The sequence below is a fragment of the Chryseobacterium sp. R2ACT005 genome, assembly GCF_049949215.1.
Classification (GTDB): Bacteria; Bacteroidota; Bacteroidia; order Flavobacteriales; family Weeksellaceae; genus Chryseobacterium.
Genome location: NZ_CP188192.1, coordinates 2,532,469 through 2,550,110, shown reverse-complemented (window position 1 = coordinate 2,550,110; position 17,642 = coordinate 2,532,469). Strand labels below are relative to the sequence as shown.

Sequence of the window (17,642 nt, the reverse complement as noted above, 5' to 3'; positions counted from 1 at the left end):
TTACCAATTTTTATCAATCATATAAATAAGTTGTGTCATTACCGCAGAACCAAGTAACAGTTCTCTCCGGTTGACTTTTTCAAAGGTGTCTTCTGCTGTATGGTGAATGTCAAAATAACGCTGTGGATCTGGAACCAGCTCAGCTGTGGGAACTCCCATTTCGTGAAGCGGTGCTATATCCGAACCAGAATATTTACCCTCAAAATTGTAGACTCCATAAGGTAAAAACAGGTTGACCCAGCTTTTGATCTGATTTCTTTGAGGATCCTCCATCTCCAGGGAAATTCCCCGTGGTGAAAAACCTCCGGCATCTGTTTCTATCGCAAAAAGATGTTTTTCATTGTTTTCTTTAACAACTTTGCCATATTGTTTTCCGCCTTTTGTTCCGTTTTCTTCGTTGGCAAAGCAAACAGCGCGGATGGTGTGGTTATTTTGTATTCCTAATTTTTTAAATGTTCTCAGAACCTCAATACTTTGCACAATTCCGGCTCCGTCATCATGAGCACCTTCACCCACATCCCAGGAATCAAGGTGTCCGCCAACTACGATAACACTCTGGTCTTTTTTGCCAGTGATTTCTCCAATTACAGAATGAGAAAGCTTTTCGCCTTTCATTCCACAGTTGGAATTAAGTTTGGCTGTTACTTTCTGATTTTTTAACAGGATTTCCAGTTCATCAGCAGAAGTATTTCCGATCGTAATGGCCGGTATTTTTGAAACGTTTTCATCATAGCGCATATTGCCTGTGTGAGGAACATCATCAAAAGCGGAAGAAAGTGACCGGATGATGGCAAATTTCCCTCCCTTTTTAGCAGTCAATGAAGCCGCAGTTCTTCTGTAGGGGCTGGCATCGCGATAAGAAATGAAAGTCTGTACATTTTCCTGATTAAAAGGATAGTTGAAAAATACAATCTTATCTTTCACCTTTTCTGCAGGAAGTTTATCATATTCTTCCAGTGATTTTACCATAATAATATCACCTGAGATATCCTTTCCTTTTGTACCTTCGGAATTTCCGAGAGAAAGCATTTTAATACTTTTCCATTTTCCGTTTGAAGTCTGGATGTGCAGAGATTCTTTTCCTCTTACCCAAACCGGGATCATGACTTCCTGAAGCCATACTTTATCAGATCCGGCATCACGGAGTTTCTGTGCTGCCCATTGTACTGATTTCTCATAGGCTTCAGATCCGCTTAAACGGTTGCCTATAGTTTTGGTAAGTTCTCTCAGTTCATTGTATCCTTTGCCGTTGTTCAGAATTTCTGTGGAAATCCTTTTAAATTGGATAGAGTCTTCTTTAGTCTGACCAAAAACAGCCATTCCGAAAAGCAATAATGAAGTTCCAAATATCTTTTTCATATTACCAGTTTTTATCAACCATAAAAATCATCTGTGTAATGGCAACTGCTCCGAGAAGAAGTTCTCTTTTATTCACTTTGTCAAAAGTATCCTGTTCGGAATGATGGTAGTCGAAATACCTTTGTGTATCTACCACTAGTTCTGCTAAGGGAATGTCAAGTTTTTTTAAGGGTGAAATGTCCTGAATTGCCTCAGTTTGGTCAAAATCATAAACGCCATAAGGAAGAAAATATTCTTTCCATAGGTAAATCAATCTTCTTCTCTGAGGTGACATATCCAGAGAAAATCCTCGCGGAGAATAGCCTCCGGCATCTGTTCCTAAGGCAAAAACGTGTTTTTCGTCTCTCTTTTTTACAAAAGCGGCATACATCTCACGGCCCTGGCCTCCGTTTTCACTGTTGGCATACAGGACTACGCGGATGGTGTGGTTATTTTCGTATCCGAGTGCTTTCAGTGTTCTTAAAACTTCTATACACTGGACTACGCCTGTTCCATCATCAATGGCCCCTTCACCAAAATCCCACGAATCAAGCTGGGCACCCAAAACGATCACTTTAGAATCTTTCTTACCCTGAATTTCAGCAATAATATTGGGGTTTGTAGTATCACCTTTTGATTCGGCAGTCATGTTGATTTTAGCAGTAACTTTTTGCTTTTTCAATATTTTTTCCAACTCATCTGCGGATCTTACTCCAATGGATAAAGCCGGAATTTTAACTTTATCATCTGGTTCATAGTAAATCATTTTAGCATGAGGAGTGTCGTCATTAGCTGTTGTCAGTGATCTTATGATTAATGCTTTTGCGCCTGTTTTAGCAATGATAGAAGCGGAAATTAATTTCGATTTTGCAGTCTGTAAATAGGAGTCACTTGTATTGATCATTTTCGGGTCCATAGGAACATTCACGAAAACGATCTTGTCTTTTAACTGGCCTATTGACATTGCATTAAGCTCTGAAGTGGAGTTAATTAAGACAACTTCACCTGTAAGGTCTTTTCCGCCTGTTCCTTCAGAGTTTCCAAAAGAAAGCATTCTGATATTTTTCCAATCTCCATTTCCTGCTTTTATCTGTAAAGATTCTTTTCCTCTGATCCAGACAGGGGCTTTGGCTTCTTGTCTCCAGATCATGTCAATACCAATTTCTTTGAACTTTTTTTCTGCCCATTCTACGGCTTTTGTATAGCCTGGAGTTGCGCTGAAACGCGATCCTATTCCTTTCGTAAGCTCTCCAAGATTATCATAAGCCTTACCATTGGTCATGATTTCATCTGAAATTTTTCTGAACTCATCATGATAATTGAATTTGGCAAGCGTTGTTTTTTTTGCCGGATTTTTTTGTGGCTTTTTTTGAGAAAATAAAAATCCACTCAAAAAGAGTGGAAGTATAATGAATATCTTTTTCATTTTTTATTTACCTTTCTTTTTCCTTTGATAAAAGTAGGGAAAAAATGGGAATTTATTAAGGTTTCATATCATACATTACCAGCGCTGTAATCAACTTTGGTTCAATAAATGTACATTTTGGAGGCATGCTTAATTTTAAATCAGAAATTTTAATCATATCATTAAAACTTACAGGATAAATTCCAAAGCCAACCTTGCCTTCACCACTGTCTACTTTCTCTTTTAAAAGGTTGATTCCGTTGATATTGGATGTTCCTTTTACATAAGAAATAAGCTCAGAGCTGTCCGGATCTTCAATTTTCAATATATTTTTAAAAATATACTTGTCAATAAGGTGGTGATCCAGATTATCAAGAGACATTTCTTTGGAACGAAGATCGTGCTTCACATGAAGAGAATAGAACTTCCCATCCATATACATTGAAATGTGGAATTTCTGAGAAGGGTAGTAGGATGTTTCTCCTTTTTCATGAATAAGGAAATAATGTTCAAGTTCCTTCAGGAAAGCTTCGGGAGAAATGCCGTTCAGGTCATGTAAGATTCTGTTATAATCATGAATTTTAATAGACTGATTGGAAACAATAAAGCTGTAGACAAAGTTGTAAAGCTCTGTACCATTATGTTTTTTGTTTTTCTCCTTATGATATTTGGCATTTATCGCTGTAGACCCAATTCTGTGGTGTCCGTCAGCAATATAAAATGAATCAATCTGATCGATCACTTCTTTAAACTGCTGTAACTTCAGGCGGTTGTCTATTCTCCAGATTTTATGTCTGATACCGATAGTGTCTACATGGTTGAAGATAGGGACATTTTTTTCCTCATGATTCATCAGCAGCTCAATTTTTGAGTTGGCCGGATAGGTAAGGAGTACAGGTTCTGCCTGCAGGTTTACTTTTTCAAGGTAATGAGCCAGTTTTTCTTTTTTCTGGGGAATGGTACTTTCATGTCTTTTGATTTTTCCATTCCAGAAATCTTCAATACTTGCTAATCCCAGAAGTCCTCTGAACACCTGTTTGTTGGGGTAGATCTGCTCATAAAGATAGTAGGCTGAATTGTCCTGGACCAATTTCTTTTCGTCCAGAAGTTCTTCAAATGTAGAACGGATCTTTCGCAGATTCCGGTCAATATCTTTAGATTTACTTACAACATAGGGTTTAATCATATTGATGTAAGTATTTTCAACTTGAGCCTTCTCTGTGATCTCTTCCTGGGTAAAATTATCCAGTGGATGTGTAGGGAAAGTGCTCTCGAAGTCTCTATGAGGTCTTATTCCACGGAAAGGTTTAAAAACAGGCATATTTATCTTATAGTTTCTTTTTGTAGCTTAATAATTTGTTCTGCAAGTTCGATACCGATTTTTTCCTGAGCATCTACTGTGTTTCCTCCAACATGTGGAGAAAGAGATAGTGCAGGGTTCATCAGTAAAGGCAATTCCGGGCTTGGCTCGTTTTCAAAAACGTCCAATGCAGCTCCGGCTACTTTTCCTGACTCGATAAAATCAATCAGTGTCACTTCATTGATGACACCTCCTCTTGCAGTATTTACAATATAGACCCCATCTTTCATTTTTTCAAACTGAGGGGTATCTATAATATATTCATTCGTTTTCGGCGTATTGATACTGATGAAATCTGCATCTTGCAGGAATGCATCCATATCATTGGTGGAAGTGATTTCAAAGTCGACAGACTGTCCGTTGAAGAAATTCAGGGTAAGAACTTCTGTTTTAGGGCTTCTTGTCAGAACGGTTACTTTCATTCCTAAAGCAATTCCTATTTTTATGACTTCCTGGCCAATACTTCCAAAGCCGATTACTCCTAATGTTTTCCCTGAGAGTTCATATGCATTGCTGAATGACTTTTTCATAGCACTGAAATGAGTATCTCCTTCCAGAGGCATCAGTCTGTTGGATTCGTGAAGGTATCTTGCCAGTGAAATGAAATGTCCGAACACTAATTCTGCCACTGATTTTGAAGATGCTGTAGGAGTATTGATTACTTTAATCCCCTTGCTTTTGGCATATTCCACGTCAATGTTGTCCATCCCGATACCACCTCTTCCAATGATTTTAAGACCGGGACATGCATCAATCAGCTCTTGTCTCACTTTCGTTACACTTCTTACAAGAAGGACGTCCACATTATTATCGTTGATAAAATTAATAACGTGATCCTGAGCGACTCTATTGTCCAGGATTTCAATTCCAGCTTCTTTCAAAGCGTTTTCTCCTGCTTTTGAGATTCCATCGTTTGCTAAAACTTTCATGAATTATTTGATTTAAAGATTGAAAAATGTAAATATTTCAAAATTTTAAAACTGAGGCGCAAATTAATAAATTTAAATTAACTGCTTTTCAATCTTTCAATCTTTGAATTTTTAATGCTTAAATTATTTGATTGATTTCATTACATCTACCAAAACCTGTACGCTTTCAATGGGTAAGGCATTGTATAAACTTGCTCTGTATCCGCCCAGGCTTCTGTGTCCGTTTAATCCACTGATACCTGCAGCTTTCCATGCATTGTCAAATTCTTCTTTTTTGCTTTCGTCAGTAATTTTGAAAGAAACATTCATCAGTGAACGGTCTTCTTTCACGCAGAAAGTTTCAAATAAAGGATTGCTGTCGATTTCATCATATAAAAGCTTAGCTTTTGCTTCGTTTCTTTGTTCTGCAGCCGCAATTCCTCCGTTTTTTTCAAGATACTGAAGGGTAAGTAAAGAGGCATATACAGGGAATACCGGTGGCGTATTGTACATTGATTCTTTGGCGATATGCTGAGAATAGTCCAATATAGAAAACATGTTTTCTCTTCCTGTTTTTCCAAGGATTTCTTTTTTGATCACCACTAAGGTAACACCTGCAGGTCCCATATTTTTCTGAGCACCCGCATAGATCAGATCAAATTTGGAAAAATCCAGTTGTCTTGAGAAAATATCAGAACTCATATCACAAACCATCAGAGTATCCACTTCAGGGAAAGATTTCATCTGAGTTCCATAAATCGTGTTGTTGGAAGTACAGTGGAAATAATCGTATTCTGAACCAACCGTATAATTTTTAGGAATAAAAGAGTAATTTTCTTCTTTTGAAGAACCTACTACATCTACTGTTCCTACTTTTTTTGCTTCTTTAATGGCTCCGGCTGCCCATGTTCCTGTATCCAGGTAAGCTGCTTTTCCACCTACTTTCATCAGGTTGTAAGGAACCATTGCAAACTGCAGACTGGCACCTCCTCCTAAATAAATAACTTCATAATCATCACCAAGATTCATCAGTCTTTTTACAATTGCACGCGCTTCGTCCATTACAGCTACGAAATCCTTACTTCTGTGAGAAATTTCGAGAAGAGACAATCCGATACCGTTAAAGTCCAGGATAGCCTGTGCTGATTTTTCAAATACCTCCTGTGGCAAAATACATGGCCCTGCGCTGAAGTTGTGCTTTTTGTTCATATTTTTATTTTTTGGTTGCTTCCGGATTGATAGTCTTTCAGCTTTATTTTTGGTTAAATTGGATTTTTGGACAAAAAAACCGCCTCACAGATAATGAGACGGAATTTTTTTATTCGCCGTGTAAGAATGCTTTTTTATTAAGAAGAGATTCTTCAGATTCTATGTGATCCTCGTCAGGAACACAGCAGTCTACAGGGCATACCGCCGCACACTGAGGTTCTTCGTGGAATCCTTTACATTCTGTACATTTATCTGTTACAATGAAATAAACATCATCACTTACAGGTTCCTGTGGTGCATCTGCATCTACAGTAAGTCCCGACGGCATTGTAATTGTACCTTGAAGAGCCGTACCGTCAGAAGCTTTCCAATCTACAGCTCCTTCATATATTGCATTGTTGGGACATTCTGGTTCGCAAGCTCCACAATTAATGCATTCATCAGTTATTTTAATAGCCATCGCTAATTTTTTTTAAATTTGCACAAAATTACAAAATATTCCCCAATTTTAAAGTAATTATGAATACCGAAAATCAAGTTTTAGGACTTATTAAATTAAGTGACTATATAAAAGCGTTTTTAGCGAAGAAACCGGAAGATCACAATGAAGATGATGTAGATATTGAATTATTGTTGAAGAGATCTGAAATAGAGAATCCGTGGTTTACTATTGATAATCAGAAATTTGCTTTACAGCAATGGGCAGATCTTTTGACTGACGAAAATATCAGAAACTGGCTTGGAAATTATTCAACCTCTAAAATATCAAAAAGAGTTGGACTTATTTTAGCCGGAAATATTCCTTTGGTAGGCTTTCATGATGTGATGTCCGTTGTGTTGAGTAATCATATTCCTGTTATTAAGCTGTCGTCAAAAGATAAATATATGGTTCCGTTTTTATTGAAAAAATGGAATGAATTTTCCAATGAGAATGTAGTGTTTGAATTTGTAGAGAGATTAGAGAATTTTGATGCAGTTATCGCTACAGGAAGTAATAATACAGCCAGATATCTTGAATATTATTTTAAAAATTACTTAAGCATTATACGCAAGAACAGAACTTCCATTGCTGTGTTGAAAGGTGATGAAACGGAGGCAGAACTACAGTTGCTGGCAAAAGATATTTTCCAGTATTTTGGACTTGGATGCCGTAATGTGACGAGAATTTTTATTCCACAGGACTTCGTTATTGACAGACTGTTTGAGAGCTTCGTAGGATTCCAGGATATCATCAATCATAATAAGTATGCCAATAATTATGACTATAACAGAGCAGTTTATCTTTTAAATCAGGATAAATTCTGGGATAATAATTTTGTGATGCTGAAAGAAGATGATAAACTTTTCAGTCCGCTTTCTGTAATCAATTTCAGCAGATATGAGTCTTTGGATGATGTGAAAACATTTATTGCTGAAAACGAAGAAAATATCCAGTGTGTGGTGTCTAAAGAGGAGTTGGTATTGAATGCTATTCCGTTTGGAGAAGCACAAAATCCGGGTCTTGACACCTATGCAGATAATGTGGATACAATGAAATTTTTAGAACTGGTCTGATTTTCGTATCTTCCATCACTTATTTCACCAGATAACAAAAATGAATACTATGAAAAAATTATTGCTGGGAATTGCTCTCGTAGGTGCACAGTTGATGTTTGCTCAGAAAGTGGCAGGTGTGAAGGTTGAGGGTGGCCAGAAAAAAGAGCAGCCCGCTGCTATAAGTAAGGAGAAAGTCAGTTTGTACAATGATAACTTTCTTAAGTTTGTTGAGGCTTTACAGGCTTCTGACCGTAAAACAATTGATGGATTGCTTTCTGAGAAGGTAAAGGAAATTGTAACGGATGATGTTCTTAAAAAAGTAAAAGACGGCATTGACCCCAACAAAAAGCTTGAAATCTTAAAAGCAGGATATTATAAAACGATGGATGGTATCAATCATCCAAGTATTAAATATAAATATGCAGGCGAATCATCTTCCAAAGAGGCTATTACGGCTGTATTTGAAGATGATGGGAAAATCCTGGGTGTTTTGCCTTCGAAATAGATAAAATTTATTTTCGATTAACTAAAAAATATTAACTATGGTGACAGATGTTTTAGTCGCTCATTCTTCGGACGTGGAGAAGGCGGATTTTTACAAGAAGACGTATTTGCATGTTGCTTTATCTATTCTTGCATTTATTGGAGTTGAAACGATATTATTGAAAACGGTTCCGAAAGAAATTATTTTCATGATGTTTGCTCAGAAATATATTTGGTTACTAATCATTGGAGTCTTCTGGTTGGCTTCTGTTTTAGCTTCTAAATGGTCACTTTCACAAAGTAAATCTACCCAGTATTTAGGACTAGGGTTTTACATCCTGTTGGAAGCGATTATCTTTATGCCTCTGCTTTTTATTGCAACCAATATGACAGGTGGTACAAATGTGATTTTCCAGGCTGCAACTTTAACTGTAGCGATGTTTGCAGGTATTTCTGCAGTTGCATTTACTTCCAAAAGAGATTTTTCTTTTTTAAGAAATATCATTGTAATCGGTGGATTTATTTCAATCGGACTGATTGTAGGAGGGATGATCTTCGGTTTTAACCTTGGATTATGGTTTTCGGTAGGAATGGTAATTTTGGCTTCGGCTACTATTTTATATCAGACAAGTAAATTAAAAGACTCTTATGGAACGAACCAGTATGTAGGAGCGGCATTGCAGCTTTTTGCTTCAATTATGCTTTTATTCTGGTATATCCTGAGTATTCTGATGAGCAGAAGAAACTAATAGATAAGTTGATTTTATCTTTATAATAATAGTCCCGGTGATTTTTCATCGGGATTTTTTTTGAATACAAGTTTTTTTAAAAACAAATGTCACAAATGATTTCACGAATAATACGAATTCAATGGGAGCGGGATTTAGTCAAAACTTATGATGATATTGATTTATTGTCCACAGATTTCATAAATCAATACTTTTGATAGAGTGGGTTTATCTTTGGTTTAATTGCATAAATCCTTGTTGTTTATTCAATAGGAACGGGCTATCATCCTGAGCGTAGGCGAAGGGAGTCCTTTTACTTAAAAAGCCATTATCTATTGGCTTTAGCCAAAATTTATAATAATTAAAAATATTTTTTTTACCGCAGATTTCACAGATTGCCACAGATGATTGCATGTAATTTTGATGATTTGATAGCTATTGTCCTATTTGTGAAATTTGTGCAGAATATTTGTGCTATTAGTGTTTTAAACCATAAACCCAAAAAATCCTGATGATATTTCACCAGAATTTTATTGGATATTCTTTAAAATTTCCACACAACATCCAGCCTCATGTGACCGGGTAAGGTCCTTTGAAGTACATTTTATAGTTGAAATAAAAGATTCTTAAAGAATAGAAAAAAGTATAGTAATGAGGAAAACCTCAGGTATTGTATATGTGTTTTTATAATCTTTTAATTAAAAATAATCAAAAGATATTATTTGTCGATTGATCCTAAAACCTTCTGAGCAAAAGAGTTTAAAGCATCTTTTTCACTCATTCCGTTCTGTACGTTGGCGTGAACTTCTAAAGCTCCGCAAATGTTGGTGATCAATTCTCCTGCAACATTTAAGTCTTCTTCACTTGTTCCTCTGAATTCGCAGAAGCTTTCCAGTACTTCTAATGTTTTTTCAAGGTTTTCAGGAGTCTGATTCTGATAAAACTGTCTGATTACGGGTAATTTCATTATGCTAATTCGTTAAAAAGGTTAATTAAACTTTTTGTCTGGTTAGATTGAACCTGGTTTACCAATTCTCCGTTTTTAAAGATCGCGAAAGTAGGTAAGTTGTCTACTTTTGCTAATTTTCTGCTTTCAGGAAGCTTTTCAGCATCTACATATAAAAATGGAATAGTATCATTTTCAGATGCCAGTTTTTTGAATTTTGGCTTCATGATTCTGCAGTTTCCGCACCATGTTGCGCCATATTGAACAACTACTTTTTCGTTGTCGTTAACGATATTTTGTAATGTATCTTCGGTTAATTCTGTGTACATGATTGTAATTTGAAAATTTATTAATTGGGATGTGTCAATGTTTTGTAAAGAAGAAAATGAGATAATTTTCAAAAATCTTGAGATTATTTTTCAAATTATCTCATTTTCAAATTAACAAATTATATTAGTTCTTAGCTAAATATTCTGCTGTAGAAGTTCTGTCAGCTTTCATAGCATCCTTTCCTTCTTCCCAGTTTGCAGGACATACTTCACCATGTTTTTGAACGTGTGTGTAAGCGTCAATTAATCTTAAGAATTCTTTTACGTTTCTTCCTAGAGGCATATCGTTTACCGCTTCATGGAAGATTTTTCCAGTTTCGTCGATAAGGTAAGTTGCTCTGTAAGTTACATTAGAACCTGTGAAAACTTCTTCTCCTTCTTCATTGTATTCAAAATCCTGATCTACAATTCCTAATGTGTTTGCCAATTGTCTGTGAGTATCAGCTAAAAGTGGGTAAGTTACTCCTTCGATACCTCCGTTATCTTTTGGTGTGTTCAACCATGCGAAGTGTACTTCGTTAGTATCACAAGATGCACCAATTACTTTAGTGTTTCTTTTTTCGAACTCTCCTAAAGCCTCCTGAAAAGCGTGAAGCTCAGTAGGGCATACGAAAGTAAAATCTTTAGGGTACCAGAATAAAAGAACTTTTTGCTGGTTGTTTACTGCTTCATCAAGGATGTTGATTCTTAAATCGTCACCCATTTCGGACATTGCGTCAATTGTTAAATTTGGGAATTTTTTTCCTACTAAAGACATAATTTTCTGTTTTTATATTTAAATTTCTATCGCAAAGATATGAAAGATTCATCTATCGAACAAACAAATGTTGATAAATAAAATCTATAATTGTTTTTGGCGCGCTGTTAAATAAAAAAGCCCTGACAACAGGGCTTTTTGTTTATTTTAGTAACCAAATACTTCGGTTAAATTAAGTTTTTTTACCTCACCTAATTTCTGCATATCAGCCTCATTTACTTTATCTTGAGAAGCAACGAGACAGTATGTGTAGTTTTTGTTCTTCATTTCCTTATCGTGGAATGTATTGATGTCTGCAAAAGACAGTTTTGGTGCCTGTTCGTAGACGTTCTTTCTCATGTCAAAGTTGTTTCCAAGTCTTTGAGATTTCAGATAAGAGAAGATGATTCCGTCCTGAGTAATTCTTTCAGAAGCAATAGATTTTTTCAACCCGCTTTTTGCAGTTTCAAATAACTGTTCAGATTTTGGAAGAGTTGTTAAAAGCTCATTCATTGCTGTTGTAGACTCATTGAATTTGTCTGCCTGTGTTCCTACATACGCCATAATCATATCCTTGTCTGTTTTCTTGCTAGGAAGTGCAAAATAAGAGTAGGTAGAATAAGCCAGTGCTTTAGATTCTCTGATCGTCTGGAAAACAATAGATCCCATTCCGCCTCCAAAATAGTTGTTGAACAAGCTTACAGTAGGCGTCGTAGAAGGGTTGTATTGGTCTGCGTTTCTCACCCAGAAAATTTCTGCCTGTACCATGTCATAATGAGCAAATAATACCTTGTTCTTATCAGTCGGGATCTGAGCAAAAGTTTTTGACTTAGGAAGATCTTTCAGGGTTGCTGGAAGTTTGTGGACAGGTTTTAGAGATGCTACCACATCGTTTCCTGATTTCGGACCGTAATACAATACTTTGTGCTTGAAATTGAAAAGATCGTGAAGTACATTGATCAGATCTTCTGCTTTTAAGGCGTCAAGTTCAGCATCGCTCAGTACATTGTTGAAAGGATTCTGTGCACCATACTGGGCATAACTTCTCAGTCCGGCCATGATGGTTCCTTTATTTTGCTTCGCATTCGCTCTGGCTTTTTTCAGTCTTGTTTTGTAAGCATCAAGAGCGGTTTGGTCTGCCTGGCAGTTTTTAATCAGATCTTCAAATAAAGAGATCGTTTTATCAAAGTTTTCATTTAAACCTTCAAGTGATACATAAGTTTCTTCATTTCCTGCGCCAACATTGAAGCTTGAAGCAAGTTTATAGAATTCTTTGCTGATTACTTCTGAAGATTTGTCTTTAGTTCCTAAATACTGAAGATATTCTGCTGCTATAGGAAGAATTTTGTTGTTCCATTTTCCGGAATCAAAGTGATAATACATTCTGAACAGCGCATTATCTGTATTTTTTACAGAAAGTACCTCTACATCGGCCAATTTGTTTTTAGCGATATCTTTATCATAATTCAACCATACCGGAGCGATAGGGTTTTCAGGCATATCATCAATCTTCTTAAGGAAAGGAGACTGGTCTTCTCTGTTTACAGAAACCGGAGTAATCGTTGGCTTGTCAACTTTCACAATACTCTTGTCTTCTCCTTTTCTTTTGTAAACTGCAACGTAGTTGTTATTTTGAAGATATTTGGATACGAAATCCATGATGTCTTTCTTCGTAAGTTTTGAAATTTCGTCTACATACTCCAGTGTTGCTTTGTGGTCAATGTCTGAAGTAAATTCATCCATCAGGATGCTTGCTCTTGACGAATATTTTTCATCCTTCTGGATAATACCTTTCTTTTCGTTGTTGACGATAGATTGAATCAGGTCATCAGAAAATTCCCCTTTTCTTAATTTATCAATTTCCTGAAGAAGAAGATTTTTTACTTCATCCAGAGACTGCCCTTCAGTTGGTTTTCCTTGAAGAAGTAATACTGAATAATCTTTTAAAGTATAAGAACCTGCATAAGCCCCAAGTAATTTTTGTTTTTTTACCAGGTTAAGGTCAATCAATCCAGCCTGTCCGTTGGTAAGCATATTTCCAACAAGGTTCAGCATTCTTGCATCTTTTGTAGAAGCTCCCGGAAATCTGAAACCAAGCATTACATTTTCAGGATTAGGTCCTACAACTTCTTTTACAATGGGAGCTGTAATTGGTTTTTCCTGTCCTACTTTATATTCAGGAATGGCTTTAGGCTTCATATATGAGAAAGCCTTGTCAATTTTTGCAATCACTTCATCCGGGTTAAAATCTCCGGACATGATGATTCCCATGTTGTTGGGAACGTAATAATTGTTGTAATATTCTCTGATAGCGTGTAGAGAAGGGTTCTTCAAATGTTCAATCGTCCCGATGGTTGTTTGCTTTCCGTAATTATTGTTAGGGAAAAGACTGGCAAACATTGTATCATAAACTTTATCTCCATCATCATCAAGAGACCTGTTTTTTTCTTCATATACTGCTTCAAGCTCTGTGTGGAAGAGTCTCAAAACGGGCTCTCTGAATCTTTCAGCCTGTACAGCAAGAAATTTGTCAAGAACATTGGATGGTACATCTTCTGTATATACCGTTTGTTCAAAGGAAGTGAAGGCATTGGTTCCGTCAGCTCCCATACCGGCCATCATTTTGTCGTATTCATTCGCTATTGCATATTTGGCAGCCTCTCCGGAAACCTTGTCAATCTCTTTGTAGATTTCTTTTCTTTTAGCTTCGTCTTTAGTTTGGTTGTATTTCTCGTAAAGAGCATCAATCTGGTCTAGAAGAGGTTTTTCTTTTGCCCAGTCCTTAGATCCGAATTGATTGGTGCCTTTGAAAAGCATATGCTCCAGATAGTGGGCAAGACCGGTGTGGTCTGCAGGGTCGGTTTTACTTCCTGCCTTTGTGGCAATATATGTTTGTATCCTCGGGTCCTTATTGGTAGGGCTCAGGATAACCGTTAATCCGTTCTTTAAGGTATAATACCTTGCAGAAGTAGGGTCGTTGGTAACATATTTATACTTATAGCCATTAGAATTTCCTTCTTTCCACTGGAAATCCTGGCCAAAAGCATATCCTGCAAAACTTGCGGCGGCAATACTGGTCGCGATGGTTAGTTTTTTTAACAGATTCATTGCTGTTGTACTTTATTTTTGGTTATTAATTTGTTAGTTGAATTGCTCCAATAAATTTTTGATTCGCTTCATTGCTTCTCTCAAATCTTCTTCAGATGCAGCGTAAGAGAATCTGATACATTCCGGACTTCCGAAAGAGAATCCGCCAACACAGCCTACATGAGCATTTTCCAGAAGGAACATGGCAAAATCGTCAGAATCTTTAATTTCAGTTCCGTTCAGGTTTTTTCCGATATAATGCGAAATGTCCGGGAAGAAATAGAATGCTGCTTTAGGAAGCAATACTTTAAATCCTGGAATTTCTTTAATCAGTTCATACACAAGATCTCTTCTTTCTTTGAAAGCATCAATCATGTATTTATATTCAGAAGGATCTGTTTTCAATGCAGTAATAGATGCTCTCTGTGCCATGGTGTTGGCTCCGCTGGTCATCTGTCCCTGTACTTTTTCACACGCTTTTGCCAGCCATTCCGGACAGGCAGAATAACCGATTCTCCATCCTGTCATTGCAAATGCTTTTGACATTCCGTTGATCACCGCTGTCTGTTCATATACTTCAGGAAACTGTGCAATAGAAGTTGTTTTTGTTTCGTAATTGATATACTCGTAAATCTCATCAGAAATTATCGTTATCTGAGGGTATTTGGCGATAACTTTTGCAATGGATTTTAATTCGTCATAAGTGTAATAGCCACCTGATGGATTGCATGGAGAACTGAAAAGTACCGCTTTGGTTTTCTCTGTAATAGCCCCTTCAAGCTGTTCTGCTGTTACTTTAAAGTCCGTTAAATAAGAGGTAGGAAGCATTACGGAAGCTCCACCCATCATTTTTACCATTTCATCATAGCTTACCCAATATGGAGCTGGAAGAAGAACTTCATCCCCATCATTGATAATGGAGGCAAGAACATTTATAATAGCTTGTTTGGCGCCATTTGAAACACAGATCTGGGTAGGTTTGTATTCCAGGTTGTTATCTCTTTTTAATTTATGAGCAATAGCCTCTCGCAGTTCCAGAAATCCGGGTACAGGAGAGTAGTGGCTGTAATTTTGGTTGATGGCATCAAAAGCGGCCTGTTTGATATTGTCCGGAACATCAAAATCCGGTTCACCAAGAGTTAAGCTGATCACGTCTATTCCGCTGGCTTTCATTTCTCTGGCTTTGTTAGACATTACAAATGTCTGTGAGTACCCTAATCTTTTTACTCTATCTGAAAGTTTATCCATGTATTTTTTGAATTTTAACAAATATATAATAAAAACGCCTTTCAGGGATAATAAAAGTGGGTTTGGTTTGAAGATTTTTGTCAGGTTTTAACCTGTTTGAGAATCATTGCATCTTTTTCACGGTTTGGCAGATATTAACCCATAATGAACTTCATTAAAATAAAAAACTATATAGTAGCCCTATGGTTTTGTATCTTTAACAATCTAAGATTGATCCTATGAAATATTTCGTTTTTCTGCTGCTGATTTCCTGCACTGTTTTCTCTCAGAAACATTCAAAAGATGAGGAAGTGAAAAAATATGTCTCGCAAGTGAGTGAAGACTCATTAAAGTCATACATCGGTAAGCTGGTGAGTTTTGAAACAAGACATACTTTAAGCACGCTGGATGATCCAAAGTATGGAATAGGAGCAGCAAGAAACTGGGTTATTAAAAAATTCAATGAATATGCAAAAAACTCCGGAGGCAGAATGGAAGTATACCTTCAACAGGAAGATCTTCAGCCGGATGGAAAGCGAATTGATAAAGCAGTCAATCTTGGAAATGCTGTTGCTTTTCTGAAAGGTACGGATCCTGATGACAAAAGAATATTTCTGATCGGCGGGCACCTTGACTCCAGGGTGACAGATGTGATGAACAGAACTTCCAAAGCGCCCGGAGCCAATGATGATGGCAGTGGAGTAAGCGCCGTTATAGAATCTGCAAGGATATTAAGCAGATCTTCATTTCCGGCCTCCATTATCTTTGTGGCGTTTTCAGGAGAAGAGCAATCACTTTTGGGATCTAAACAATTGGCTGAAAAAATTAAGAGAGAAAATTTACAGTTGGAAGCCGTTCTGAACAATGATATGATTGGCAATTCTAAAGCTGGAGAAACTGGAGAAGTCAATACCGGCGTACTCCGTGTATTTAGTGAAGGTCTGCCGTATAAAGATTTGGACAAAAAGGCAATGACGATCAGAAATCTGGGTTTTGAAAATGACAGCGAATCCAGACAGCTGGCAAGATATATCAAAGAAATTACAGAACAGTACATCAAAGGACTTGAAATAAAACTGATCTACAGAAATGACAGGTTTCTGCGCGGAGGAGATCATACCAGCTTTGTTAATAATGGCTTTCCTTCAGTAAGACTTACCGAGTATTATGAAAATTACGATCATCAGCATCAGGATATAAGAGTAGAAAACAATAAGCAATATGGTGACCTTCCGGAATTTATAGATTTTAAATATCTGAAAAAGAATGTGGCTGCCAATATAGCGGTACTTGCCAGTCTTGCAAAATCCACTTCAAAACCTGAAAAAGTAGAAATGGATGTTAAAGAACTGACCAATTCCACAACTTTGCATTGGGAAAAACCAAAATCAGGAACTCCGGCAGGATATTATGTGCTGGCCCGTGAAACAGACAGTCCGGTATGGCAGAAAAAAATATTTACAAAAGAGCTTTCCATTAAAGTTCCGCTTTCCAAAGACAATTATATTTTTGCCGTACAGACAATCAGCCAGTCCGGAAACCTGAACGTGCCTGTAATTCCGGGTATTGCAAAGTGATGATCTCTGTTGAAAAACAGGGATCAAGGCCTGCCGGGAAAAGTAGATTTGAATACAAGAGAAATAAAACTTATTTTTGCTGTTTATAATAATTCACATGTCTGCATCGTTACTATTAAAATATTTCCCGGATCTTACTGAAAGACAGAGAGAACAGTTTTCGCAATTGGAAAATCTGTACAATGAATGGAATGAAAAAATCAATGTAATTTCCAGAAAAGATATGGAGTCGCTGTATGAAAAGCATATTCTCCACTCTTTGGGAATTGCAAAAGTGATGGAATTTGCTCCTGGAACAAAAGTTTTGGATATCGGAACCGGAGGTGGTTTTCCGGGAATTCCTTTGGCGATCCTGTTTCCTGAGACAGAATTTACGCTTATTGATTCTATCGGTAAGAAAATCAGTGTAGTACAGGCGGTAGCAGAAGGCGTAGGATTGACGAATGTAACAGCGATCCACGGAAGAGCAGAAAAACTGAAAGAAAAATTCCACTTTGTAGTCAGCAGAGCAGTAACCCAGATGCCGGAATTTTTAAGATGGCTGAAAGGAAAGTTTGAAAAAGAACAGTTTAACACTAAACATAACGGAATTTTATATTTGAAAGGCGGGGATCTTGCAGAAGAACTTGCCGGAGTTAAATGTGAAATTTTCAACCTTAAACACTATTTTGATGAAGAATTTTTTGATACTAAAAAAGTAGTTTATGTATCAAAAGGTAATTTTAATTCCTGATTTTTATGTAAATAAGGAATAATTTTTGCTAATATTTGTT

General features: G+C 36.8%; 16 protein-coding genes. 5 read left to right on the top strand and 11 right to left on the bottom strand.

The features are described from left to right. The 6 genes from ACPF63_RS11625 to ACPF63_RS11600 form a co-directional block, all read right to left on the bottom strand. Window positions 1–1,359, bottom strand: coding sequence for a M20/M25/M40 family metallo-hydrolase (locus ACPF63_RS11625; protein WP_426483136.1), 1,359 nt, complete (start codon window positions 1,357–1,359; stop codon window positions 1–3). A gap of 1 nt (window position 1,360) precedes the next feature. Then, complete coding sequence (locus ACPF63_RS11620; RefSeq protein WP_426483135.1) at window positions 1,361–2,764, bottom strand: M28 family peptidase; 1,404 nt, start codon at window positions 2,762–2,764, stop codon at window positions 1,361–1,363. Window positions 2,765–2,819: 55 nt separating this feature from the next. Continuing rightward, a complete protein-coding gene (locus ACPF63_RS11615) occupies window positions 2,820–4,064 on the bottom strand; it encodes a DUF1015 domain-containing protein (protein WP_077414490.1) in 1,245 nt (414 codons plus the stop codon). Between the two features lie 2 nt (window positions 4,065–4,066). Next, window positions 4,067–5,032: a D-2-hydroxyacid dehydrogenase gene (locus ACPF63_RS11610; RefSeq protein ID WP_426483134.1), complete on the bottom strand. Its 966-nt coding sequence runs from the start codon at window positions 5,030–5,032 to the stop codon at window positions 4,067–4,069. A gap of 123 nt (window positions 5,033–5,155) precedes the next feature. Beyond that, on the bottom strand, window positions 5,156–6,220 hold the full coding sequence (gene serC, locus ACPF63_RS11605; RefSeq protein ID WP_426483133.1) for a 3-phosphoserine/phosphohydroxythreonine transaminase: 1,065 nt from the start codon (window positions 6,218–6,220) through the stop codon (window positions 5,156–5,158). A 109-nt stretch (window positions 6,221–6,329) separates the two neighbouring features. Then, on the bottom strand, window positions 6,330–6,680 hold the full coding sequence (locus tag ACPF63_RS11600) for a 4Fe-4S binding protein (RefSeq protein WP_426483132.1): 351 nt from the start codon (window positions 6,678–6,680) through the stop codon (window positions 6,330–6,332). A gap of 59 nt (window positions 6,681–6,739) precedes the next feature. Here ACPF63_RS11600 and ACPF63_RS11595 point away from each other — a divergent pair, with 59 nt between their 5' ends. From ACPF63_RS11595 to ACPF63_RS11585, 3 genes are read left to right on the top strand one after another with little or no spacing between them, the layout of a single operon-like run. Further along, window positions 6,740–7,774 (top strand): acyl-CoA reductase, encoded by a 1,035-nt coding sequence (locus ACPF63_RS11595; protein WP_426483131.1) that lies wholly within the window; start codon window positions 6,740–6,742, stop codon window positions 7,772–7,774. 49 nt (window positions 7,775–7,823) lie between these two features. After that, a complete protein-coding gene (locus ACPF63_RS11590) occupies window positions 7,824–8,261 on the top strand; it encodes a peptidylprolyl isomerase (protein WP_426483130.1) in 438 nt (145 codons plus the stop codon). A 37-nt stretch (window positions 8,262–8,298) separates the two neighbouring features. After that, window positions 8,299–8,988, top strand: a complete 690-nt coding sequence (locus ACPF63_RS11585; RefSeq protein WP_426483129.1) for a Bax inhibitor-1/YccA family protein — start codon at window positions 8,299–8,301, stop codon at window positions 8,986–8,988. Between the two features lie 697 nt (window positions 8,989–9,685). Here the strand turns inward: ACPF63_RS11585 and ACPF63_RS11580 are convergent. The 5 genes from ACPF63_RS11580 to ACPF63_RS11560 all read right to left on the bottom strand — a co-directional run bounded on the left by ACPF63_RS11580 (window position 9,686) and on the right by ACPF63_RS11560 (window position 15,313). Beyond that, window positions 9,686–9,934, bottom strand: a complete 249-nt coding sequence (locus ACPF63_RS11580; protein WP_002980002.1) for a DUF6952 family protein — start codon at window positions 9,932–9,934, stop codon at window positions 9,686–9,688. After that, on the bottom strand, window positions 9,934–10,242 hold the full coding sequence (locus ACPF63_RS11575; RefSeq protein ID WP_426483128.1) for a thioredoxin family protein: 309 nt from the start codon (window positions 10,240–10,242) through the stop codon (window positions 9,934–9,936). The genes ACPF63_RS11580 and ACPF63_RS11575 overlap by 1 nt, the downstream gene beginning before the upstream one ends. A gap of 124 nt (window positions 10,243–10,366) precedes the next feature. Further along, complete coding sequence (locus ACPF63_RS11570; protein ID WP_047098363.1) at window positions 10,367–10,999, bottom strand: peroxiredoxin; 633 nt, start codon at window positions 10,997–10,999, stop codon at window positions 10,367–10,369. Between the two features lie 147 nt (window positions 11,000–11,146). Then, a complete protein-coding gene (locus ACPF63_RS11565) occupies window positions 11,147–14,086 on the bottom strand; it encodes a M16 family metallopeptidase (protein ID WP_219072564.1) in 2,940 nt (979 codons plus the stop codon). Window positions 14,087–14,119: 33 nt separating this feature from the next. After that, on the bottom strand, window positions 14,120–15,313 hold the full coding sequence (locus ACPF63_RS11560) for a pyridoxal phosphate-dependent aminotransferase (protein WP_077414477.1): 1,194 nt from the start codon (window positions 15,311–15,313) through the stop codon (window positions 14,120–14,122). 218 nt (window positions 15,314–15,531) lie between these two features. Between ACPF63_RS11560 and ACPF63_RS11555 the strand changes: the two genes are divergently transcribed. Both ACPF63_RS11555 and rsmG read left to right on the top strand, forming a co-directional pair. Next, a complete protein-coding gene (locus ACPF63_RS11555; RefSeq protein WP_426483127.1) occupies window positions 15,532–16,869 on the top strand; it encodes a M20/M25/M40 family metallo-hydrolase in 1,338 nt (445 codons plus the stop codon). Between the two features lie 97 nt (window positions 16,870–16,966). Then, entirely contained in the window at window positions 16,967–17,602 is a 636-nt protein-coding gene (gene rsmG, locus ACPF63_RS11550; RefSeq protein WP_219072565.1) for a 16S rRNA (guanine(527)-N(7))-methyltransferase RsmG, read from the top strand. Window positions 17,603–17,642 lie beyond the last annotated feature (40 nt).